This is a genomic window from Microcoleus sp. MON2_D5 (assembly GCF_036701905.1).
In the GTDB taxonomy this organism is placed as follows: Bacteria; Cyanobacteriota; Cyanobacteriia; order Cyanobacteriales; family Microcoleaceae; genus Microcoleus.
Window position 1 is genome coordinate 12,704 of record NZ_JAUBRM010000006.1, and the last position, 23,739, is coordinate 36,442.

The window sequence follows — 23,739 nt, forward strand, 5'->3', positions numbered from 1 at the left end:
AGTTGACTCGTTTGTAAATTTGCATTACCTGAAAGCACAGTTCAGGGTTGACGGAATTGAATATAGCACGTTTAGATTATTTCGACACAAGTTTAAATTTTCCGGCAACTGTTGTTAGAGGTTTTGCCAGTGTTACTGGTTTGGCAGGGCAATTGATGAGGGTAAGGATGGTGGGTGCGATCGCATCTCTGATATCTGGTGTCGGGAAGGGCGATCGGCTACAATAATTTAAGAACAACAATTGAGTCACCTTAAACATACAGAAAAAATGAAAAAAGTTTTTGTACATCCTGAATGTCCTTTTTCAGCAGACACATTTAACCTAGTGGCACAATTTAATGAAAATCCCCGATCAGATTTTTACCCTCAACACAAAAAAGTTTTCTTGCAATATGTTGAAAATCCATTAAAATATATTTTAAGCCAGGTGGAAGAGCTGTTACCTGATTTTATCAAAAATTATATAAATTTCAGGATTGACCAATTTGGTTCTCTCCTTTTATTCCAAGGATTTCCCTCAATATCGTACAGTGTAGCTTTGGGTCTGGGAGATATAAATTCTTTAGATAATGCCCAGTTAATGCTAAATATTGAACCTGAAAAATTTACTTTTGGAATTTACTCAAAAATAAAAAATTTAAAAAAATTAATTAACAATTATAGCTCTCAATGTAGAAGTGATTCCTGGAAAACATTGCTTGAATTATATAAGCTGCCCCATCAAAGTTTTTGCGAGTTAAATCGCCAGGTTCATTCTTATAATTACCTAATTGAAGACTATAGGTTCGTAAAGATTGAAAATTCACTATCTGTTTTGAGTTTGCTAGAAGAGATTTTTTGTTGGCAAGAAATACCAAAGAATTTATTAATGACACCTAAAGTCAATAACATTCAGGTTGCTGTCTCACTAGAATCATCAGAGGTATTAGGATATTCGGCTAAACATTTAATCACAAAAATAGCACAAACATTTAAAAAAATATTTCCCTTGTTTTTATTGTTTAATCTTTATGAGAAGGACTTATCTGTTCTGGTAAATGAATATTTTTTATTATACAAAAAAGAATTTAATCAAGCCTATTATCTCGAAGAAATTTCGGAACTAACTGGTTTTCAAACATCTGAAATTAACCGCTGGATACGCACCATTAACCGCAAGCAACAAGCCATCATTCAAGGCCCGCCCGGAACCGGAAAAACCTTCCTAGCTCAAAAACTCGCCCAATACTTAATCGGTGGCGGTGACGGCTTTTCAGACATTATTCAATTTCATCCAGCTTATACTTATGAAGACTTCATTCAAGGCATCCGTCCGCAAAGTCAAGATGGAGGATTAACTTATCCCCTAGTTCCCGGCAGATTCCTAGAATTTTGCAAACAAGCCGAAGCCCGTGAAGACACTTGCGTTCTCATTATTGATGAAATTAACCGTGCAAATTTATCTCAGGTATTTGGAGAATTAATGTATTTGCTGGACGATCGCGATCGCACTGTTAAACTAGCCAGCGGCCAACAATTTACAATACCTAAAAATGTCTGCATCATCGGTACAATGAATACGGCCGATCGCTCTATAGCCTTAGTTGATAACGCACTCCGCCGCCGCTTCGCATTTATCCCCCTATCTCCTAACTATAAAGTCTTGCGTCACTATCACAAAACATGGCAAACAGGTTTTCCCCTTGCTAGATTAAATCGCTTAATTGGTATTTTAAAAGATATAAATGTGGCAATTAACAACAAACACTATCAACTAGGCATCTCCTTCTTTTTGACAAAAACTTTATCTGAAAATATCCAAGATATTTGGCAAATGGAAATCGAGCCATACCTCGAAGAATACTTCTTTGATAACCTGGAAAAAATGGATGAGTTTCTCTGGGAGAAGATCAAGAATAAATTGGGCTATTGACAATCTAACGCCGTCATTAACGCCGAGACAGTGGCGTTACTGCATCCACCACAATTATGAAACCAGAATCACCCCGAATTATCGAACTTACAGAATATCAATTAGCAACTTTTGAACAAGACTCAATCCCCGAATCAGTAGGACAGAAAATATACCATAATTATGCCAAGGAAATAGATATAGAATTTCCCAACCCTAAAACAAAATATCAATGGCACTTAAAATCTAAAGGCAGAGTTGGCAACATTCCCATCACTCCAGAATTTCACATCGCCATCCGCCCCAAGGTTTCCATAAACAACCTCTTCGGAATGCTTGACTATGCCTACAACCTTAAGATAAAATTTCCCCAAGGATCGATTCAGTGCCAATTTTTAGAAGAAAGTTACGAGAGATTAGCTAACTTCCTTGCCCAAAAAATTCTAGAACGCTGTCGCAAAGGATTATATCGCGATTACTTATCCAAAACAGAAAGACTCGCCTACATTCGCGGCCGCGTCGATTTGCGGTCAGCCCTGCAAAAACCTTGGGATGTTAAACTAAAATGCCACTATAACGAACAAACAGGCGATATCGAAGACAATCAAATTCTGGCTTGGACACTTTTCATCCTTGGCCGCAGCGGTTTGTGCGGTGAATCTGTTTCATCGACTGTGCGAAAAGCCTTTCACGCACTCCAAGGATTTGTTACATTAAAACATTTTAAATCAGAAGCTTGTATTGATAGAAATTATCACCGTTTGAATCAAGATTATCAACTTTTACACGCCTTATGTCGATTTTTTTTAGATAACACAGGGCCCAGTCACGAAAAAGGCGATCGCGAAATGCTCCCTTTTCTCATAGACATGGCTAAGTTATATGAACAATTTGTCGCTGAATGGCTCAAAGCAAATACACCAAAAGGCTTTTTTGTCAAACCACAACACCGAGTCACCCATGACCAAAACTATTTCGATCGGATTGACTTACTCCTAGGCGATAGTGGAACAAATGAAATCCTGTACGTCCTCGATACAAAATACAAAGCTCCCGATAAAGTAGACAATACGGATCGTAATCAAGTAGTTACCTACGCAACGCTACTAAACTGTAAAAATGCAATTCTCATCTACCCTCAAACTCTCAAAGCGCCCATAGACCAACAAATTGGCGATATTCAAGTTCGCAGTCTAACTTTTTCCCTAGATAGCGACCTCAATCAAGCCGGAAAAACCTTCTTAACCTCTCTACTTGCAAACACCCTCCCCTATTGGTGACAACTTAAGAAAACGTACAAATTTTTAAGGCATACAAAAAAAATGTAAATAGCTGAAACATTTACAGGCAAAGCAGTTTAGATCCCTTGAAGGAGTAAGGGATCATCTCTGTTTTGCTTTTTTACTGCGATCGCCCCCGCTCGCTAATGAGATGATTCCCAAAACAGTCTTGATGTACAACAGCTTAATTAATAAGCCGTATAATTAAAACAAGAGAAAAAGTAATTATCCAGAAACAACTTCCGTTCCCCAAAAGCGCATTGATTCGCGCCGCCATATTCAGATAGACCAGGCAACTGTGATAGATTGGTTCGACGCAGTATTACTGCACTGCGGCAGTTTCGACACTGCACAACAAGCAGTCCACAAAAAGCTGTGAGCTGGATGAATGCGGCAGAAGGAATTGCCGACAGGGTGCCATCTCTTAAGCTCGCTCGCCCTACTTAAATCACAAATATGATGAACTCTCAAGATTTTTTGAGGAGTGGTGATGGGTACTTACCCAACAAGGAAACTGATGCGCTAAAAACTACCCACGATGTCTGTGTTGATGTTCCATTATATACTCACGATATTTCCTCTGTCGAGGACTCTCAAGTCGATCTAACTCGATCTGACTATGTGAGTATCCATCAATGGTTTGAAGCACAGGTTAAGCAGACTCCTGATGCGATCGCCCTGTCATTTCAAGGGCAAGAATTAACCTATGATGCCTTAAATCAACGCGCAAACCAGCTCGCCCATTACCTTCAAGCACTAGGAGTGCAACCGGATGAACTGATTGCTATCTCTATGAATCGCTGCATGGAAATGGTGATTTGCTTTTTGGGGGTGATCAAGGCTGGGGCGGCCTATGTGCCGATCGACCCAACCTATCCCCACGAACGTCGAGCGTACAAGTTACAAGACGCCGCTGTGCGATTCATTTTGATTCAACAGCATCTGGTTGAATTTTTGCCAGAACACAATGCTCGCGTGATTTGTCCAGATACAGACTGGCACGAGATGGCGCTATACAGCACTGAAAATTTGTCTCTGCTGACAACGCCCGAGCATTTGGCTTACGTTATTTACACCTCTGGTTCGACGGGATATCCCAAGGGTGTAATGATTGCTCACCGGGGCATGGTTCACCACAGCAAGGCGATCGCACAGGCATTTAATCTTGGATTGGGCGATCGGGTACTTCAATTCTCTAGCATGAGCTTTGACACCATCATTGGGGAAGTTTTTCCATCCTTGGTAAGTGGTGCAACAATCGTGCTGCGAACGGAAGACTGTATTAGCTCTACCCGCCAATTCCTCGAATTTATTGAGCAAGAACGCATTACTATTCTGCACTTGCCAACTGCTTTTTGGCATGGCCTCGTCAGCGGACTCTCATTGCTACGCGTTCCCATGTCGCCAGATGTGAGATTGGTGATTGTGGGCGGAGAAAAAGCCTCTCGGGCTCTGTATGGTGAATGGCGACAATTGGTTGGGCAATATCCTCGTTGGCTCAATGCCTATGGGCCAACTGAAACTACGGTGACGGCCACCATTTTTGACCCGATCGCTGAAGATTACGATCTCAGTAGTGAAGCAGACATTCCGATCGGTCGTCCTCTTCCCAACAGCCAAATTTACATTCTGGATGAAAACCTAAATCTTGTGCCAGATGGCGATATTGGAGAACTGTATATTGGCAGCCCAGGGCTTGCGAGGGGATATCTCAATTTGGCAGAACGCACTGCAAGTAATTTTGTTGCTAATCCATTTAGCGATCGACCTGGAGACAAACTTTACAGAACAGGGGATACTGCCCGCTATTTACCCAATGGAACGTTGGAGTTTATTGGTCGCATCGATTTTCAAGTAAAAATTCGAGGTTTTCGGATTGAGTTACTAGAGATTGAAACCTATTTGGAACAGTACCCATCTGTGCAACAAGCTATAGTTTTGGCACGGGAAGATGTACCCGGTGAAAAGCGCTTAGTGGCATATATCATTCCGAAGCACGGACAACCAATTCAGGTGTCTGCATTGCGTAGTTTTCTACAAACAAAGCTACCGGCATACATGATTCCGCCAGCGGTTGTAGTGATGGAGAGCTTCCCCATGACCCCCAATGGTAAAGTCGATCGTCGTGCATTTCCAGAACCGCAGGTTGTTGATATGGTTCAGTACAGTGAAATTGTGTTGCCTATTGATGGACTAGAAGCTCGACTTGTCCAAATTTGGGAGCAGGTACTCAATATTAAGCCGATCGGTACTACGGATAATTTAATGGATTTAGGCGGTACATCCCTGCTAGCAGCTCGCTTAGCTGACAAAATTGACGAAAAGTTCCAGCAGAGTTTGCCACTATCGATTATCTTCCAAGCCCCAACCATCAAACAATTAGCCGACATTCTACGTCAAGGGAATATCCCCAGCCAAAGCCTTTCCTTAGTTGAGATTCAACCGAAGGGTTCTGTGCCACCACTATTTCTGTTTGAAGGAGTGTCTATTTATTATCCGTTAATTCCATATTTGGGGCTAGATCGGCCGATATATGCCCTAATTACTCTTGTTAAAGATCGCATGAATGGACCACTCAATAAGGTTGAGGCGATCGCAGACTATTACATCAATGAACTCGTGAAGGTGCAACCAGAAGGCCCCTATTATTTGGGTGGTTTGTCATTTGGAGGTATTGTTGCTTTTGAGGTAGCTCAAAAATTGGCAGCTAAAGGACAAGAAACAGCGTTATTGGTGATGTTTGATTCCATGTTGCCCTCTGCCTACAAGCCCCTACCCATTCAGCAGCGGCTGCGCTTCCATACCCAAAAAATTGCTAAGGAGGGTATAGGTTACATCGTCCGTAGTGTCGTCGATAAAATAATGACACTTACAGACCCCATGACAATGCCGGCCCGCAAGACGATCGGGCGATACTTTAAGCCGAAAGAACCTACAGAGTCAATGTCTTACACCACAGACTATTTGATGACAGAGAAGATAATTCAGCAAGCAGAACGAGCTTACGTGCCAAAACCCTATGCTGGCAAAGTAGTTATGTTTAGAGCACTGGATTCTGAAGAGGGCGTAAGTGTCAGTCTCGATCCGGATCTAGGCTGGAAACCTTTTCTCAAAGACAATCTGACCATTTACGATATACCTGGAGACCATCTAGGTATTTTACAGGAACCCAATGTCGGGGCGATCGGCAACCGAATGAAGCTATTGCTGGAAGAGGTAATGGTGCAGCAGTAAAGTTTTTGGCATTCTTAATCGATATTCAGACAGGGTTGCATCGAATTATTGCGGTTATTAGAAAGATGAGGTACAACTTAGATTGCAGAATTTTAGATTAGGGGAGTGGAGGATTGGAGGATTGGGGGATTCGAGGATTGGGGAATTGTTAATGAATTGGTGAATACCTCATCTTTCCGAGAACCGCTATAGATAATTCAAGAAAGTAGAACTACCCTCAATCAAGCATGAAAAACATTTTTAAACTCTCTATTGCCAAACACTCTACCCTAACTCAATATGCTTGGGTTAACGCTTTTTTCCGAATCTCATCTCACGATTTCATAGGCAATACAGGCATTTTTTGAAATTTAGATATTTCTGAAATGAATTGTATTATTCCCTAACTCTTCTCTGCGCCCTCTGCGCCCTCTGCGGTTCATTTCTCCACAAAAAAAGAGGCGCAATTGCGCCTCCCAAATCTTTCATGTCTGCGTTTTAAACACTAACAGCCACTTTCGCTTCTTTTGCAGTCAACTTCTCGTAAGTCGCCCGCATCTTCAATCCGACTAACACTTGGAACAAACCAGTACCATTGTTAGAACCAGGATATTCGCGGTGCTGGAGTAACAGGTGAGTTAACTCGCCTTCATACTTCGCAGAAGTCTTGCTCAAATGGCTTTCGATGTAAATAACTTCTTCGAGATTCTCGAATTGACCATCTACTTCCAAAATCGAGACTTCGTGACCGTAGAAAGCATCCGGCCCGTAGTACATCTTAATTCCGGGATAGGAACAAGTCAGCTTGCGGCCGCAAGGAACCCAGTTAATTGTTGAACCTTCGTCAAACAAATACGCAGGCTCAAAATTGGCGATGCCTTCGCGCTGGATCATCTGCACGCGCAGAACCTTCCGCTCTTTGTCATCTTTGATCAAGTTGGTCGGCAACACTTGAATTACCACATCAGCATATTGCTTTTGCGGGTCGATGTAGGCTGTAAAATCGGGTTTGCGAGCATTGATCGCAAACAGCACGTCTTCGTAACGGTGGCCCCGTTCCGCCATGTCGCGCTGGATTTTCCAAGCAATTTTTACCTCGTCGCTGATGTCGAGGTAGACGCTGAAGTCGAGGAGCGATCGAACTCGCTCGTCGTACAGCGGATGCAGCCCCTCAATCACAATCACGTGATTCGGCTCTACCCTTTCGGGCGGGTCGATCATACCGGTTTCGTGGTTGTAGATCGGCTTGTCGATCGCATTACCTTCTTTGAGCGCCTTCATTTGCTCTGCCATCAGGTCAAAATTGTTCGCTCTGGGGTCAAGGGCTGTAATCCCTGTTTCCTTGCGCTGCTTGCGATCGAGACTGTGATAGTCGTCGAGGCAGATTACAGTCACGAAATCTTCCCCGAACAAATCTGTCAATCGGCGTAAAAAAGTAGATTTTCCGCATCCGGAATCTCCGGCAACGCCAATTAAAACCACGCGATCCGGCTTACTGGTCATAGTTTCCCTCTAAAACAATCACGGTTTACTAACTAACTCAAGTCTAGATTCCACAAAATTTCAGCCCGCAGGTAGCGACCAGCAGGCTTTATGCTGCTTTGCTACCCCGAGAGGATCGAGTTCTCACCAGCATACAGCAGTGAGTTGACTGCCTGCCCGGGAAGACCCAAGCAATCTTCAAGGCAAGTAATTAATACTAACTTTAGCGGTTAATCTTACCAGAATGCGTCCGCCCCCTACAAGCTCAACCTCATTAAACTGCTCGAATCTTCCTTTCTCGGGTGGGGCGCTCCCCAAATCACAAGGACTTATCGGGGCAGATCCCCCGATCGGGTAAAATATTGGCAGTACGCAGACAACAATAGCTATAGGTCAACAGCCGAACGCAATAGGGCTCGGTGAGCGCGGCGTTCGGCTAGTAGGGATTTGATACGCGAGCGATCGCAACTTCAACACTCCTGCCGGCGTGGCGAGGCCCAGAAATTGGCGAGGCCAATTAGTCCCGATGGCCTTAAGAAAAAAGTAAATTGAGTCTAACGTCACATTCTCTTTCTTTATAACTCTGTATCGTGAAGGAAAATCAACAAATGTACAGCCCAAGCTTATCTGGTGGAGCGGCAAACTCAGAATCAGGCAGCCGCATCTTTGTTTACGAAGTGGAGGGTATGCGTCAGAGCCAAGCAACTGACCAATTAAGTAACCCGATTCGCCGTAGTGGCAGCGTATTTATCTCCGTGCCCTACGATCGCATGAATCAGGAAATGCGTAGGATTGCTCGCATGGGTGGAAGAATTGTCAGCATCCGCCCCTCAAACAGCGCGCCCGAAACAAATGGCAAAGTCGCACCAGAAGCAGGGCTACAGAGTCAGAAATCTGGAGAAGAAACTAAGCCCATGACTCAAGCCAAGGAAAAAGTTCAGGTTCCTGTTAACCTCTACAAGCCGGCCAATCCCTATATTGGTAAGTGCATTTCTACAGAAGAATTGGTCAGAGAAGGCGGCGAAGGCACAGTCCGTCACGTCACCTTTGACATTTCTGGAGGCAATTTGCACTATCTCGAAGGTCAAAGTATCGGGATTATTCCCGATGGCACAGATAAAAACGGCAAACCTCACAAAATTCGGCTGTACTCGATCGCCTCCACCCGTCACGGCGACCACCTCGACGACAAAACAATCTCCCTGTGCGTCCGCCGGCTGGAGTACAAAAGCCCAGAAACTGGCGAACAAGTGTTCGGTGTTTGTTCGACTTTTCTCACCGGTTTGCAACCGGGGGATGATGTCAAAATCACCGGCCCCGTAGGTAAGGAAATGCTGTTGCCCGACGACGAAGAAGCCACCATTATTATGATGGCTACCGGTACGGGTATTGCTCCTTTCCGCGCTTACTTGTGGCGGATGTTTAAAGAAAACAATCCCGATTACAAATTCAAAGGTTTAGCTTGGCTGTTCTTGGGAGTTGCTTACACCCCCAACATTCTCTATAAGGAAGAGTTGGAGCAATTGCAGCGCGAGTTCCCCGATAATTTCCGCTTGACTTATGCCATCAGCCGCGAGCAAAAGAATGCTGACGGCGGCAAGATGTACATTCAAAACCGGATTCAAGAGAACGCAGACCAATTGTGGGAATTGGTTCAAAAGCCGAATACTCACACTTATATCTGCGGTTTGAAGGGTATGGAAGGCGGAATTGATGAAGGAATGTCTGCGGCGTCTGGCAAGCACGGTGTTGACTGGGCTGGCTATCAGAAACAGTTGAAGAAAGAGCACCGTTGGCACGTTGAAACTTATTAATGTGTTACCTGATTTAATCTGATTTGTAGGGTGGGCTTGGCTCGCCCTACAATTGTTTTTAGGGCAATTGTCTCCGACTTGTAATATCGTTTCCGGTTGCATCGGAATAATAAAATCGAGTCAAGAGTTAACACTCAACCATTCAGTTTTTCGACGCGCCCGTCAACAGTCAACAGTCAACAGTCAACAACCATGTATGAGTGCAACCGGAATTGATATAAGGTACCGAATGCGTACCCTACAATACTATTTTCACTGCTCCGGTACGGGAATAGCCTACAATGGTTGTGGCTTAATTGAGTTTCTACGGGTCAAAGTCGTGGCTTTCAAAATTGGTTTGTTAGGTTTGGGTACAGTTGGCGCGGGAACAGCAGAGATTTTGCTCTCCCCAGACGGCCGCCATCCGCTGTTGCAGGAATTGGAAATCTATCGGGTGGGAGTGCGCGATATTTCTCGAACTCGGTCTTTACAATTGCCAGAAAATGTGCTGACAACTGACCTAGAAGCGATCGCAACTGACCCGGAAATTGATATTGTAGTAGAACTGATTGGCGGATTGGAACCGGCGCGATCGCTCATTCTGCAAGCTATTGCCAGCGGCAAGCACGTCGTCACTGCCAACAAAGCAGTTATCGCCCGCTACGGGAATGAAATCTTCGAGGCCGCCAACAAAAAAGGCGTTTACGTAATGCTAGAAGCTGCGGTCGGCGGCGGCATTCCGGTCATTCAAAGCCTCAAACAATCTTTAGGTGCAAACCGCATTAAAACTGTCACCGGCATTGTCAACGGCACAACTAATTACATCCTGACGCGGATGCAAACAGAAGGCGCCGACTTTGCCGAAGTGCTCGCCGACGCTCAGCAATTAGGTTATGCTGAAGCTGACCCCACAGCAGATGTAGATGGATTAGATGCTGCCGATAAAATTGCTATTTTAGCCTCGCTAGCTTTTGGCGGACGCATCAAATTAGCAGATGTTCACTGCGAAGGTATCAGAAAAGTTAGTGCGGCTGATATTGACTACGCCGACAAGCTGGGATTTGTGATTAAATTGTTGGCTATTGCTCAAGAAACCTCCGGCTACAATGGCAAGCAAGCGGAGGGAGAAAGCGAACTCCTGTCAATTCGAGTGCATCCTACTTTTGTGCCGAAAACTCATCCGCTGGCGAGTGTCAACGGGGTTTACAATGCAATTTTAGTCGAAGGAGAGCCGATCGGGCAATTGATGCTGTACGGGCGCGGCGCCGGTGCGGGCCCCACAGCTAGCGCTGTAGTATCCGACATTATAAATGTGGCGGCCATCCTGAAAAGTCAAGCTGTTCCGACTCCTCATCCTTTACTCAGTTGCAGTCACCAACACTACTGCAAAATTGCTCCGATGCAGGAACTTGTTACTCGTTTTTATGCTCGTTTTCTGACCCGCGATACTCCGGGGGTAATTGGCAAACTCGGCACTTGTTTCGGCAACCACAAAGTTAGTTTGGAATCTGTTGTGCAGACGGGAATTCACGGCGATTTAGCAGAAATTGTCGTCGTGACTCACGATGTTAGGGAAGGCAATTTTCAACAAGCACTCGATGAAATTCGCGCGCTGGAAGCAGTCGATAGTGTTGCTAGCACGTTGCGAGTTTTGTAAAAGTGATTTGCTAGGGGCGGGTTTCACATAAAATATTGGCTAATAATTAACAATCTCTAAAACCCGCCCTATCACTCCCCCAACGGTAAATGTCATGTAGATTTTTGCTATCTGATACAAGTAAAAGTTAATTTAGATTCTTCGTTGTGCGGTGGCGGGTTTAGGTAGATTTTTTGTACTTATTAAATATTGTTGGTAAAATCGGCGGCTACGCGATAATGAAAGGAACAGAATTCGATTTGGTCGATCGGCAAACGGGAAGGCACTTGCTAGATTCCCTCTACGAAAAGTTTGCCAAACCCCAAATGCACGATACTTTTAAACCCAATAATCCTTCAATTTACATTCGGCACGAGGAAGGGCAAGTTATTGATGGAAATTATATCATAGAAAAAGTGTTTGAAGACTCTCGCACTGGTTTTTATGCTGAAAGTCGCGTTCCCATTTCTGGCAATAATCCGCCTGTTATGGTGATTCGCGGATACGGTTCTTGGTATCCTTTCGATCGCGTTTTGGAAGATACGCCAGATGTATTTATGGCAAAACTAGAACGCCAATTAAAATCGGCACAAACTGCGGGTGCTATTGATTGGATAAAACAGCAATTTCACAGCGGGAATCCGCCGGATGTCATCGGAGAAAGTTTGGGCGGCAAAGTTGCTCAGCAAATAGCAGCAAAATACCCGGATTATATTCGATCAACTGTAATTTTTAATTCTTTGGGCGTTTCGGAAAAGTTAGCTAAAACTTGCACGGCTAACAATGTTTTTCACTACTTTACTTTAGGCGAAAGGTATGCTTTCTGGGCAAATGAAGGCGATTACATACCGGGAACGATTTTTGTGATTTCCCAGAAAGGCAACAACTGTTGTTATAAAATCGAAGAGGCGATCGTCCGAATGGCGCGTTTTGAAGGCAATTTTCAGAAAAGACGAGCCCTGGTGGTAGTATTGGCTCAGTTGCTTTTGGTAAACAGACACAATGCGATCGTCCTCAACAAGCCACGGCCGGTAGTCGTTCAGATCGATCGCACTCAATTGCAAATTTTCCGAAAAAAGCGCTTTGTTTAAACTCAGACAGAATGGCTTCAGGCCGCAGATGGCTGATTTTCCCGCGCTGCGACTGCCAGAAGCAGACAAAGTGCTGCTATCGCTTTTTCCCATTCTTGCTTTACAGCGGTGGGTTGAACTTCATCAAAGGCGCTAACTAAACGAGGGATCGCTCGTTCTAATGCCTGTCTGGGAATTGATTTGTGCAACTCAACTAAACGAGTTAAACTTTCTTGATTCTTCAAAAAACCGACTACCCATTTCGTAGTATGATCGGGACTGTCAGGGACGTTTTTCAGTCCTAGTTCTGTTTGCAACCAATTGTAAAAAGGCGGGAGTTTTTGAGCTAAAACAGTTCCAGCAGTAGGCAAAGTTTCTTTGAGTAAAGCAGTATCGAGACTTCCCAATAATTGATTGAATTCCGGTGAATCTAGCAAGCTGGTTAAGGGAAGTGAAAGCAGGGCTTCAGAAGCGTCAGGGGATACATTTAAAGTCCGCGAAAATGTTTGCAGCATGGGAAAGTCTCTGGTAGGGATGACTTTTTTAGCCTAACAATCACGCGAATCAATGAATATGAGCTACCTCATACAGCGTATTCCGGCTTTATGAATTAGGAACAAAGGCTTTCGCCGTGTCCCTACGGCGGGGATAGAGCCATAGGCGGGTATTCTTCATAAACGTGGAATCGGCTGTATCTGCGTATATCTGCGTGCATCTGCGGTTAATAATTCTCTGTTAACAATTCTACACAAATTCTCCCTTAGCAACCATCACCACCTTACCACCAACCAAAACTTCTATTTTCCCTTCATTTTGGGCTGCTTGTAACAACAGCAAAGAAGGTCGATCGATTTCATAACCCTGCTCAACTCTGACATCAATCTTTGCTTCCCCATAATAAGCATATTCTACCAAATATCCAGCCAAACAGCCGTTAGCACTGCCAGTCGCCGGATCTTCAGGAATTCCTAATGAATGGGCAAAAACTCGCACGCTTAAATCATTAAGGTCCCTGTAAGTTTCTGGGCAAAATATTAAAATTTCTTTCGCTTCTGTGGTATCAATCAGCTCAAAATATTTATCTAAGTTGACTTGAGCTTTTTTGAGCGAGGCGAGAGTTTTTAATGGGACAATTATAAACGGCACTCCCGTAGAAACTTCTTGAATTGGGAATCTCGAATCAATTTCATCGGTTTCTAAATTCAAGACATTTGCCAGAGTCTCGGCTGATAAAACTTTACCAAAACTAGGCGCGTTTTGTCGCATCCACAAAATATCTGCCGATTCATTGTGATAATTAAAAGTAACGGGAATTTGACCGACGGCTAGATTGAGAATTACTCGATCGACCTTTTCGCGAATAATCTCTTGCTGCAACACAAACGCAGTGCCCAAAGTCGGATGACCGGCAAAGGGCAATTCCTTCTTGGGCGTGAATATCCGCACATCATAGCCGCCATCTCGCGGATCGGGCGATCGAATAAACGTAGTTTCTGAATAATTGATTTCCCTCGCTATCAGCAGCATTTGGGCCTCAGATAGTTCGGCAACTCCCGCACCGCAAAATACAGCTAGTTGATTGCCAGCATATTTTGACTCCGCAAACACGTCAACTATATAAAAATTCATAATTATGCCTTTGGTAAAAGTCGATAACTGATATTTTACATCCAGCGTTACAAAGCAGATTTATTTTATCGATCGAGTCACCGCGACGATTTGACGCACTTTAAAGAAGCGCTTAGAATTGGAAAGATATAGAGAAACAGGGATTTGTAAGAATTTGTTGAGGGATTTGTAACGATGAGTGAGTTTAAACAAGAGTTAGGGGAAATGTCGCGGGAAAAGCGACTTTATACTTTAGAAACTCTGCCAAGGCATTTAGTAGAAAGTGGGCAAGGGGAAAAGCTGTACCAGTTGTTAACGGATTTCGATTTTATGGAGGCGAAACTGGATGAGCTGGGGCTTCAAGCGTTAATTGAGGATTATGATTTAGCGACAGATTCTAATTTGTTGGGTGGGCCGGAGCAAAGTCGAGATTATCTCTACTGGATTCAACAGGTACTTCACAGGTCAGCACCAATTTTGGAAAGGGATAAAACGCAATTAGCAGGTCAATTATGGGGGAGATTGCTTGCTTTTGAAAAGCCTGAGTTTCAGAGGATGTTGGAACAAGCCAAGCAGTCGAAAAATAGTCCTTGGCTGCGGCCTTTGAGGTGGAATTTAATAGTGGGGCCATGTTGGCGTAACCTCGCGGGCCATTATTTCGGGGTACAAGCAGTGGCGATCGCACCCGACGGCAAACGAGCAATTTCGGCTTCATCGGATAAAACCCTTAAAATCTGGGACACAGACACTGGCATAGAACTGAGAACTCTCACCGGTCATACTGGCCCGGTAAGGGGTGTCGCGATCGCACCGGATAGCCGGACAGCGATTTCGGCTTCAGACGATAACACCCTAAAAATCTGGGACATCGAGACAGGTACAGAACTTCAAACCCTCACCGGTCATACTAACTCGGTAAGGGGAGTCGCGATCGCGCCCGACGGCCTGACAGCGATTTCGGCTTCAGACGATAACACCCTAAAAATCTGGGACTTGGCCAGTGGCAGCGAACTGAGAACGCTCACCGGTCATACTAACTCGGTAAGGGGAGTCGCGATCGCACCCGACGGTCTGACAGCAATTTCGGCTTCAGACGATAACACCGTAAAAGTCTGGAATTTGCTCAGCGGAACCGAACTGAGAACTCTCACCGATACTGGCTATGTATATGCAGTGGCGATGGCACCCGACGGCTTCATAGGGATTTCGGTTCCACAACTTAACACGCTGAAAATCTGGGACACAGACAGCAGCAGGGAACTTCAAACCCTCACCGAGGATTTTAGCTTTGTACAGGCACTCGCGATCGCACCCGACGGCAAACGAGTAATTTCGGCTTCATCGGATAAGACCCTAAGAATCTGGGATCTGGCTAGCGGCAAAGAAATTGCTAGTTTCACCGGAGATAATTGGTTTGATTGCTGTGCGATCGCGCCTGATGGGGTGACAGTGGTAGCGGGGGGTCTACCGGGCACCGTGCATTTCCTGCGATTGGAGGGAGTTAGCGGCGGGGGATAAAAGTTTTAAGTGCGATGGAGTCTTCAATCGGCTTTCGTCGGGTTTTGTTTGACAAGACGCGGTTTCAACCGCCCGGCGCGAGCGAAAAAAGTCGGTTCATAGGCGATCGCGTATAAAATCAGAATAAAAACATAGGAGTAATCGCCGTGAGCGTCACGACTGTAAAATGGACGGTTGCAGACTACCACCGCATCATTGCAGCCGGCATTCTGGAAGGGCGAAATGCTGAATTAATAGATGGAGAAATAATCGAAATAGCTCCCGAAGGAGAATCTCATGCTTACTCTAGCGATGAGGCTGGAGAGTACCTAATTTATTTGCTGGGCGATCGAGCTAAAATCCGCCAAGGTAAACCGATTATCTTGCCACCAAGCAACTCCGAGCCACAACCCGATATCGCTGTAATTCAACGTTTGGGACAAGATTACCGAGAACATCATCCCTATCCAGAAAACATCTTTTGGCTGATAGAATACTCGGATTATACTCTGAACAAAGACTTAGGAATCAAGAGCAAGATTTACGCGGAGGCCAGCATTTCTGAGTATTGGGTTGTCAATTTGCGAACTATGGAATTAATAGTATTTCGAGAGCCTACCAATGAAGGATATCAATCGAGAGAAACTCTGACTCAGGGTAATATTAATCCGCTGGCTTTTCCTGATATTGCAGTTTCGGTCGCTCGAATATTAGGGGCTTAGGTAAATTGGACAATAATGCAATAATTACTGCTGTTTCTGGCCGTTTCTTGTTACCAGGCTCTGCCTGGTAACACAGATCCCGAGGCTCCGCCTCGCTATTTCAAACAGCGAATTGCCTCTAACATTCCCCTGGCTTTATTCAGCGTTTCTTCGTACTCCATATCCGGGTTAGAATCAGCCACCAAACCAGCGCCAGCTTGGACAGAAACCGAATGTTTATCGCCTCCTTGAGAGCGAACAACCATAGTCCGAATTGCGATCGCACTATTCAATTGCCCCTCAAAATCATAATACCCGTAAACCCCAGAATACGGCCCCCGGCGGCAACCTTCCAACTCGTGCACAATCTCCATCGCCCGAATTTTCGGAGCACCGCTAACAGTACCCGCAGGAAAACCAGCTTTCAACAAATCCCAAGCAGTCTTATCCTCAGCCAATTCTCCCACCACATTGCTCACAATGTGCATGACGTGAGAATAACGCTCAATTTCCATTAATTCGTCAACTTTTACAGTACCGTTTCGGCAAACTCTTCCTAAATCGTTCCGGCCCAAATCAACTAACATGACGTGTTCCGCAATTTCCTTCGGATCTTGCAGCAATTCAGCAGCCAAAGCATCATCTTCTTGAGGAGTTTTCCCCCGGCGGCGAGTGCCGGCAATCGGTCGCAAAGTTGCTATCTTTTTCCCATCAGCAGTGTTTTCCGCCTTCACCATAATCTCGGGACTCGAACCGATAATCTGCCAATCTCCGAAATTAAAATAAGCCATGTACGGAGAAGGATTTATGAGACGCAAAGATCGGTAAAGTGCAAAAGAATCGCCACTGTATTCAGCCTCTAGGCGCTGCGAAATAACTACTTGAAAAATATCTCCCGCTTTGATATAATCCTTAGCCTTTAAAACATTGGCACAATACTTTTCACGGGTAATATTGCTAGTGTAAGCCAATTCTGTATTTCCGGTTGTGGAACGGGCATCTTGCCCGTTATTGGGAGGTGTCCATTCTATGAGAGTAGATTGCCGGGAAAGCGGCGATTGCAGCTTCTGAACTAACTTACCAACCCGATCGCACGCTTGCTGATAACCCTCGGTCAAATCAACACCAACCTCCCGCAAATCCGCATAGGCGACGGCCCAAATTTTCCGCTTCACCTGGTCAAAAATCAGCAAATTATCCAACTGCATCCACAATCCATCCGGCAAATCATTCTCGCTTGCTGGATGCACGGGAACTCGCGGTTCTATCCACTTAATTAACTCGTAACCCCAAAAACCGAATAGCCCGCCAATTCCCGGCGGCAACTGCGGCAATTTCACCGGTTGATAAGACTCCAAACATTCAGTTAAAGCTACAAACGGATCGCCCGTAAATACTTTTTCGGAACCGTCACGGTAAACTTGAGTTGTGCGAGATCCCCTTGCCTCCAAAATCCACAACGGATCGCACCCTAAGAAACTATAACGCCCAAGTTTTTCCCCACCTTCCACCGACTCCAGCAGAAAACTGTAAGGTTGACCCGCACAAACCCGATACCACGCAGACACCGGCGTATCCAAATCAGCAACCCATTCTTGATACACGGGTACAAAATTGCCTTGTTTCGCCAGTTCCGAGAATTGTGAGAAATCGGGAAATATCATATACTAACTTCGCTATACAATCAATAAACAAAAGACGGAAACCAACATCCCTCCGGCGACCGATACTCGCCAACTGCCATCACCGCCATGGGTTTGAGGGCGCGCAGCCCCTCTTGCAAGCACCAACGAAACAAACTTGCGTACCTCAGCGGCAAGTGAAAAGAAAGCAATTCTTCGGAACTGTACGCAGCAGCCCCCAAGAGCAAAGCCTGCATATCCGCTTCTGTTTGGGCGACACTGTGGCCCAAAGCAGACACCGCACAAGTATAAGCCACAATGCGACCTTGCTTGCAGGCAACGAAGGGAGAATAGTAATTCAAGGCGTCTTCAATCTCCGAAGTTCGATCGCACCCGCACAGTTTTTTACACAAAGCCGCACATTCCTCAACATCCTCACTAGCCATCGGGCGCACCTCAAACCCATTCTGTGGCTGGCTGCGAAACTTCCCCTCCATTAACACGAAAGGTTCCTTCACCTCAAAACCCAAAGAAGCGTACAGCGACAGCGACGCCATATTAAAAGATTCTTGAACCAAACGGATGCCCCGAGCGTCCTGTCCGCGTTCCAGTAAGGCTTTCATGATTTCCCGCCCCGTGCCGTGGCCTTGAAAAGTTCGATCGACAGTGACAGGCCCGATACCGCGAATCGGGTTGCGTTCGTCTATAAACCCGCAGCCGACAACCGCACCCTCGCTCTCGGCTACGATCCCAAAAAATACCGGACTTTCGATCACAAGACCAATAATTTCAGTTGAAAACTCCAGCGTCGGAAAATCTGTAGGGAATTGATGCCGATCGGAAATCTCTTTAAAAGCTTCATAATTAATGCGAGCGCAAACATCGATATCAGAAGGCTGCGCTCGCCTGATTGCGACATTCATTTTTAATTTAACGATTAACTTTTAATTAGATTTGAAGTTTGCAGTAGTATTCTGGCGCTGCGGGCTTAGCCTGCTGCGTCAGAATACTACTGCAAAAACAAGTTTACAAGCTGAGCCTTACAGGGAATATTACCTATGTTTTGCTCAGCCATGCAGTCATGCTCTAAGGATCGAAAGTCTTCTTACCGCTGAACTTCAGCTTAGCCGGATTTGGATTGCTGCCAATATTGCGGTCAATCTTACCGTTGTAGGGACGACCTTCGTTCACCTTCTCAGGGAACACGCCATCCTTGGGATGGAGGTACTCAGTAGTACCGTCGGGAAACACGCGGTAAATTTTGTAGTTGGTGATTTTGAATTTAGCCCGCAGTTGCTGGCCACCCAAAGCGATGCACTGCTCCTTGCGGGGCAGATGCAGCAAGTTGTCGCCTTGACGCATAATCGCAGCGCCACCAGTAGGCATTTCAAACACCTGCTCCTTGGGGCTAGTCCAAGTGATAGCGTACTTCTCTTCAACTAGCGCCTTGGTCAGCAAGCCGCCGGTGCTGCCGCCGAAGATTGGGGGTTGTCCAGTAAGTTGTTCGGCCATAGATATATCCAAAGGATTTTTACGGCATCGTATCATTGAGACTGCACGCTGTTCTCGAAATTGTAAGGAAAATTAACAGTTTTTTGGCGATCGATCTTTTCTGATAATTGATAATTAGTAATTAATAATTGATTATTGGTAACTTTAACCAAAGTTAGAAAACAGAATTAGGCAGCACGAATACCGAAAAAATAATCAAAAAAAAAACAGCAATTATTCTGGTGCTTGTGGGGCACCCGAATAATCGCACATTCCCCCAATTTTCCCCCACACACGATCGAACAATTTACCGCGCAACCCTAAGTCAAGAACCACTTAGGGTCATAGCCGCGCGGAATTTGGCTCAAAGCAGTCCAAGTTTCTTGATTGACAATCCCGTCGGCCTCAATCCCAAAGCTTTTTTGAAACGCGCGAACAGCTTTGTCCGTCAAAGTTGCAAAGTCGCCGTCAATTTTACCGCCATAATGCTTGGAACTTTTGAGAACTTCCTGAACAGTAGCGACTGCTTCCCCAGAACTGCCCAATCTCAGTACCGGCATATTAACTGGAGCTGCAGTATAAAGCGCCTGCCAAGTGAGTGGCCCGACAATGCCGTCCGGCGACAAGAAAACCCGAAACTGAAACAGCTTCACAGAAAATTCCACTGCTTTGTTAAAAATTCCTTTAGCAGGGTGCCGATAAAGTTGCAACTTGGTTAGCAGTTGTTCGAGTTCCAATACCGCTTTATCTTGGGAACCTAATTTTAGTTGTGGCTTGTTGGCCATAGGTTGAGTAGATTTCATCTGGCTTGTAGGTGACATAATCGATTTTCCTACCATCTAGGTTTGAGTATTCTTCTGGAAACAAACTTTTTCCGGGCGAAACATTTGCATCCTCAACTTTTCACGAATCAACACTGGCGTCGGCAGGCCTCAACAGATTCGATCGACTTTTACCATCTCACGGCTTGTGCAGGACAGACTTATACCATTTTAGATTTTAGATTTTAGATTTTAGATGGGGCATGACTGATTACTATCGGGGTTTGCAGCTTGCCTACAGTTGCATTCTTTTTTTAAACTGGTATGAATTTGCGGCAGCATCCCTAGGTATTCTGTCGCCAAACCGGGTTTAAGAGGGCAAGCGCGTGCTGAATCTGCTTTGATACTTTCTATCCTAAAGGTGAACACCGCTCCCGCCGCATCACCTCTAAGGCCGATCTAAGAGGGTGAGGGTTGAGGGTGAGAGAGGGTGTAGCAGCGGAGGCTGGTTCTGCCGTGAAAACTTTTCTGTGCAATCGTGTGTCGGTCGAGACTTGCGCGCTCAGACGCTCACAAACCCGGTTTTTTAACTTTGTTCCAAGGCTTTAAGCAACTATTTCCTTTAAAAAACCCAGTTTTTGCCAACGTTTTGTTAATCTAGGTCGCCAGCACCATACAAAAGAGTTGTTAGCTCAATAATGTCGGCAGCGCGCACCCTACAACGAGAGTTTAGACGTGAGTAATGTGCGCTTCGGTACACCCTACAATTTTAAGGATTTTGTCTCACCGGCTTAAGCCCAAGAACAACAGATAGGCACTTGAAATCATTAAACATTAGGGTGATTTACAAAATCAGAATGCCATCCGGGACAAATCAATCATGTATTTATAAAAAATTTGATTTCTAATGCGAGCGGGGCTAGGGAATAATCCAACCTGACAAAATCTACGCAAAACCTCAAAAAAAATTCACTATAATTATAGCAATCCTCGCATCATTTGTGAATTTCTTACTCCCGAGCGAACGGCTTCGGGGAGGGTTGGGGCGGGGTAAAAAAATTACGACTCCTGCAAGGATTGCTATACAATTTATATGGTGAGTGTTTGCCCTAAAGAACCGGAAATAATCGACACCCTTGTAATTCCGAGCGCTGACAACAGACTGGAAGATCCGAATCAGGCACATAAAAATTGTTTACGTTATTTTTTACCCATAAAGCAGAAGGCAAAGGTACGGAATTGGGGATGTTTATTGGGTATCAAATAGTAACTGAAAAACCTTGGGGAAGGTGGGAATATTTGTCATCCTTAGAAGAGGGAACAGAGTTGGGGTTTGGGATTTCGATTTAGGGTAAGCCGAGGGTTAGTTTGCAGCGATCTGTCATCCGTTATTAGTGATTAGTTAACTGTTATCAATTGAGTCTAAACAGTGGGAATAGTAAAGTGAAATTCACTTCCTCGGTCTTTTCCTGCCGAATCTACCCAAATTTTACCGCCCCAGCCGGCAACAATCTGTTTGCAAATTGCCAATCCCAAACCGGTACCGCCGGCGCTGCGGCGCAAAGCTCCTTCTTCTTGATAAAATCGATCGAACACTACTTTTAAACTGTTCGCCTCGATTCCCCTCCCCGTATCGGCTACGAGCACTTCCACCATTCGAGAACCGTTGCATTTCGCTCGCACTGTCACGCTTCCTTGAGGTGTGGTGAATTTGCAAGCGTTGTCTAACAGTTTGGAGAGCACCTCCACCAACCACTCTCCGTCAGCTTGCACTAAAGGCAATTCTGCCGACACCTCGGCGATAATTTCCGGTAACTGTTGATCTACCGTGCGCGATCGCACGCTGCTGAGGGCCAAATCAACGCATTCTTGCAGCGTCAGCGATTCTACATTCCATTGGACTCGCCCGCTTTCTAAGTGAGAAAGAGTTAAGAAATCCTGCACGAGTTTTCGCATTCTATCGGCATCGCCGAGGGCAGTTTCTAACATGATTTGCCGCAATTCTGGGGGCATATCTGGTTCGGAGTTCAAACTTTCCAAACAAACTTGAATCGTAGAAAGAGGGGTGCGGAGTTCGTGTCCGGTGATGGCAATTAGATTGCTGCGAGTGCGGTCTAATGCTTCTAATTGTTGGTTGAGTTCTTCTAAATGAGCGTAGGTTTCTGCTTGAATTAAGGCGGCTCCGAGTTGGGTTGCGATCGCCTCTACTAAAGCAATTTCGTCTTCTTCCCAAGCCAAAGTCGATCGGCACTGGTGCATTTCCACCATGCCCAAAACCCGCCCCTGATAAAGCACTGGCACCATTAACCAAGAGACAATTTGCCAATTTTTTACAGTTTTTTTCAGGAATTTTGTATTGACAATCAGCGGGTGTTGTGCTGTGTCTTGGATGTAAACTCGCTCCTGCCGCGCCACCGCGTCGCTCCATATTTGATTGTCGTGCAACAGCCAAGTCTGATCCAGCATGGAACTAGCGCCCGGTCCCAAAAACTCGCGATCGATTTTGACCGCCACATCTGTGGCCTTGCACCGATAAATCAAACATCGGCTTGCCGACAGGGCAGTACCGAGTTCTTGCACTGCGACTTCGACGATTTCTTGCGGGTTGAGAGACTGCCGCATTGCCGTTGTAATTAAGTTTACCAGGCGTTCTTTGCGTTCCTGAGCGGCGATGGCGCTGTATGCTTTGAGCAATTTGTGCTGGCCTGCTTGCAAGTAGGTGACTAAGCGTTCGGTAAAAGCATCGCTCAATTTGGGATTGGGAATTTTTGAGTTTTTTCCCGTAATTATGTCGGGTTTGCTGGCTTTGGAAGTGGCGGATTTCCTGGTTTTTTTCGGTGTTTTGACGAGCTTGTAAGTAGTTCGCGCTCGCTCGATCTTTTCGGCCAATTCCGGGCGATAATTGCCAATTCTATCGAGCAACAATGCCGCAGCTTTGGAGCTTACCTCGCGATCGAACGTCCAAATTCCTTCAAATCTGCGAGCTTGATCCATCAACAGTGGGCCGCGATCGTCCTGGTTGTCGATCGGCACAATTTTTTCTTGACAAATCAGGCAAGTTGAGTATTGTTCGCCCAGGACCACTAAGTGCCACTCTTTACTTAATCCGTCCTCCGGTGCAAACGCGACAGTTTCGTGACACTCCGAAGCATTTTTAAAGTCAGTTTCCGGTGCTGCCAGCACGTATACCTGAGACGAGCGTGAGGCAATTCGCCGATAGCGGTGAGCTTCCTGGCGGTAGAAGCGCTCTCGCTGAAAGCTTGCAATGACTAGCGGTTCGTCGTCGGAACCCGCCAAAACTAAGTCTTCCATCGCGTGAGACAGGGCTGTCATGGAAGATTTGAAATAAATTTGTGCCCGCAGTTGGGGCAAAGCTTGCAGAAGTTCTGCCAGTAGCGAAATAGGGACGATCATCTAGCCTTAAACGTGCATTTTTGCCGATGACAAAACAGGATCGATAGGAGGTTTAGAGCGATCCCTTTTCAGTATCTGATACATTTATGCTTCATAACACGACTGTTTAAGTCATATCATGCTAGCCATATCATTTAGACGAATCTAAGCAGAGGTATGCCTCCAAGACCTTGAGTTCCTCCCAAAGTCACCTGTTTTTACCTCTAGGTTTTGACGCCAACTCATCTATTCAGGCTTCGATTCGGGCGTTAGCACTCTCACCATTCAGACTTGTTAGGCA

The 23,739-nt window shown here is 45.4% G+C and carries 18 protein-coding genes; 10 read left to right on the plus strand and 8 right to left on the minus strand.

The genetic code is table 11. From position 1 onward, the window contains the following. The first annotated feature begins 56 nt into the window (after window positions 1-56). The 4 genes from QUA47_RS03505 (at window position 57) to QUA47_RS03520 (ending at window position 6,405) form a co-directional block, all read left to right on the plus strand. Window positions 57-227: a hypothetical protein gene (locus QUA47_RS03505; RefSeq protein ID WP_333429735.1), complete on the plus strand. Its 171-nt coding sequence runs from the start codon at window positions 57-59 to the stop codon at window positions 225-227. 41 nt (window positions 228-268) lie between these two features. Then, window positions 269-1,912, plus strand: coding sequence for an AAA family ATPase (locus QUA47_RS03510; RefSeq protein ID WP_333429736.1), 1,644 nt, complete (start codon window positions 269-271; stop codon window positions 1,910-1,912). Between the two features lie 56 nt (window positions 1,913-1,968). Continuing rightward, entirely contained in the window at window positions 1,969-3,171 is a 1,203-nt protein-coding gene (locus tag QUA47_RS03515) for a 5-methylcytosine restriction system specificity protein McrC (RefSeq protein ID WP_333429737.1), read from the plus strand. A gap of 456 nt (window positions 3,172-3,627) precedes the next feature. Further along, complete coding sequence (locus QUA47_RS03520) at window positions 3,628-6,405, plus strand: amino acid adenylation domain-containing protein (RefSeq protein ID WP_333429738.1); 2,778 nt, start codon at window positions 3,628-3,630, stop codon at window positions 6,403-6,405. Between the two features lie 477 nt (window positions 6,406-6,882). On the opposite strand, the gene QUA47_RS03525 is transcribed toward QUA47_RS03520, so the two are convergent. Beyond that, window positions 6,883-7,887 (minus strand): phosphoribulokinase, encoded by a 1,005-nt coding sequence (locus tag QUA47_RS03525; protein WP_190662616.1) that lies wholly within the window; start codon window positions 7,885-7,887, stop codon window positions 6,883-6,885. Window positions 7,888-8,474: 587 nt separating this feature from the next. Between QUA47_RS03525 and petH the strand changes: the two genes are divergently transcribed. From petH to QUA47_RS03540, 3 genes are all read left to right on the plus strand, one after another. Next, entirely contained in the window at window positions 8,475-9,680 is a 1,206-nt protein-coding gene (petH, locus tag QUA47_RS03530; protein WP_333429739.1) for a ferredoxin--NADP reductase, read from the plus strand. 319 nt (window positions 9,681-9,999) lie between these two features. Next, window positions 10,000-11,316, plus strand: a complete 1,317-nt coding sequence (locus QUA47_RS03535; protein WP_333429804.1) for a homoserine dehydrogenase — start codon at window positions 10,000-10,002, stop codon at window positions 11,314-11,316. 173 nt (window positions 11,317-11,489) lie between these two features. After that, window positions 11,490-12,386: an alpha/beta hydrolase gene (locus QUA47_RS03540; RefSeq protein WP_333429740.1), complete on the plus strand. Its 897-nt coding sequence runs from the start codon at window positions 11,490-11,492 to the stop codon at window positions 12,384-12,386. A gap of 17 nt (window positions 12,387-12,403) precedes the next feature. Here the strand turns inward: QUA47_RS03540 and QUA47_RS03545 are convergent, their stop codons facing one another. Both QUA47_RS03545 and QUA47_RS03550 read right to left on the minus strand, forming a co-directional pair. Further along, window positions 12,404-12,880, minus strand: a complete 477-nt coding sequence (locus QUA47_RS03545) for a hypothetical protein (RefSeq protein ID WP_333429741.1) — start codon at window positions 12,878-12,880, stop codon at window positions 12,404-12,406. Window positions 12,881-13,109: 229 nt separating this feature from the next. Continuing rightward, window positions 13,110-13,994 carry a PhzF family phenazine biosynthesis protein gene (locus QUA47_RS03550; protein WP_333429743.1) on the minus strand — a complete coding sequence of 295 codons (885 nt, stop codon included), beginning with the start codon at window positions 13,992-13,994 and terminating at the stop codon, window positions 13,110-13,112. A 174-nt stretch (window positions 13,995-14,168) separates the two neighbouring features. Here QUA47_RS03550 and QUA47_RS03555 point away from each other — a divergent pair, with 174 nt between their 5' ends. Continuing rightward, window positions 14,169-15,491 (plus strand): WD40 repeat domain-containing protein, encoded by a 1,323-nt coding sequence (locus QUA47_RS03555; RefSeq protein WP_333429744.1) that lies wholly within the window; start codon window positions 14,169-14,171, stop codon window positions 15,489-15,491. Between the two features lie 146 nt (window positions 15,492-15,637). Beyond that, the gene (locus QUA47_RS03560) at window positions 15,638-16,192 is read left to right on the plus strand and encodes a Uma2 family endonuclease (RefSeq protein WP_333429745.1); all 555 of its coding nucleotides are present in this window, start codon (window positions 15,638-15,640) and stop codon (window positions 16,190-16,192) included. A 95-nt stretch (window positions 16,193-16,287) separates the two neighbouring features. Here QUA47_RS03560 and trpE read toward each other — a convergent pair whose 3' ends face one another. The 4 genes from trpE to QUA47_RS03580 all read right to left on the minus strand — a co-directional run bounded on the left by trpE (window position 16,288) and on the right by QUA47_RS03580 (window position 20,105). Next, on the minus strand, window positions 16,288-17,835 hold the full coding sequence (trpE, locus tag QUA47_RS03565; protein WP_333429746.1) for an anthranilate synthase component I: 1,548 nt from the start codon (window positions 17,833-17,835) through the stop codon (window positions 16,288-16,290). Window positions 17,836-17,855: 20 nt separating this feature from the next. Then, window positions 17,856-18,716: a GNAT family N-acetyltransferase gene (locus QUA47_RS03570; protein ID WP_333429747.1), complete on the minus strand. Its 861-nt coding sequence runs from the start codon at window positions 18,714-18,716 to the stop codon at window positions 17,856-17,858. Between the two features lie 163 nt (window positions 18,717-18,879). Then, window positions 18,880-19,305, minus strand: a complete 426-nt coding sequence (locus QUA47_RS03575) for a photosystem I reaction center subunit II PsaD (RefSeq protein ID WP_332949173.1) — start codon at window positions 19,303-19,305, stop codon at window positions 18,880-18,882. 299 nt (window positions 19,306-19,604) lie between these two features. Further along, window positions 19,605-20,105, minus strand: coding sequence for a peptidoglycan-binding protein (locus QUA47_RS03580; RefSeq protein ID WP_333283515.1), 501 nt, complete (start codon window positions 20,103-20,105; stop codon window positions 19,605-19,607). A 1,131-nt stretch (window positions 20,106-21,236) separates the two neighbouring features. Here QUA47_RS03580 and QUA47_RS03585 point away from each other — a divergent pair. Next, the gene (locus tag QUA47_RS03585; RefSeq protein ID WP_333429748.1) at window positions 21,237-21,395 is read left to right on the plus strand and encodes a hypothetical protein; all 159 of its coding nucleotides are present in this window, start codon (window positions 21,237-21,239) and stop codon (window positions 21,393-21,395) included. Window positions 21,396-21,467: 72 nt separating this feature from the next. Here QUA47_RS03585 and QUA47_RS03590 read toward each other — a convergent pair whose 3' ends face one another. Continuing rightward, window positions 21,468-23,459: a DICT sensory domain-containing protein gene (locus tag QUA47_RS03590; RefSeq protein WP_333429749.1), complete on the minus strand. Its 1,992-nt coding sequence runs from the start codon at window positions 23,457-23,459 to the stop codon at window positions 21,468-21,470. Between the last annotated feature and the right edge of the window lie 280 nt (window positions 23,460-23,739).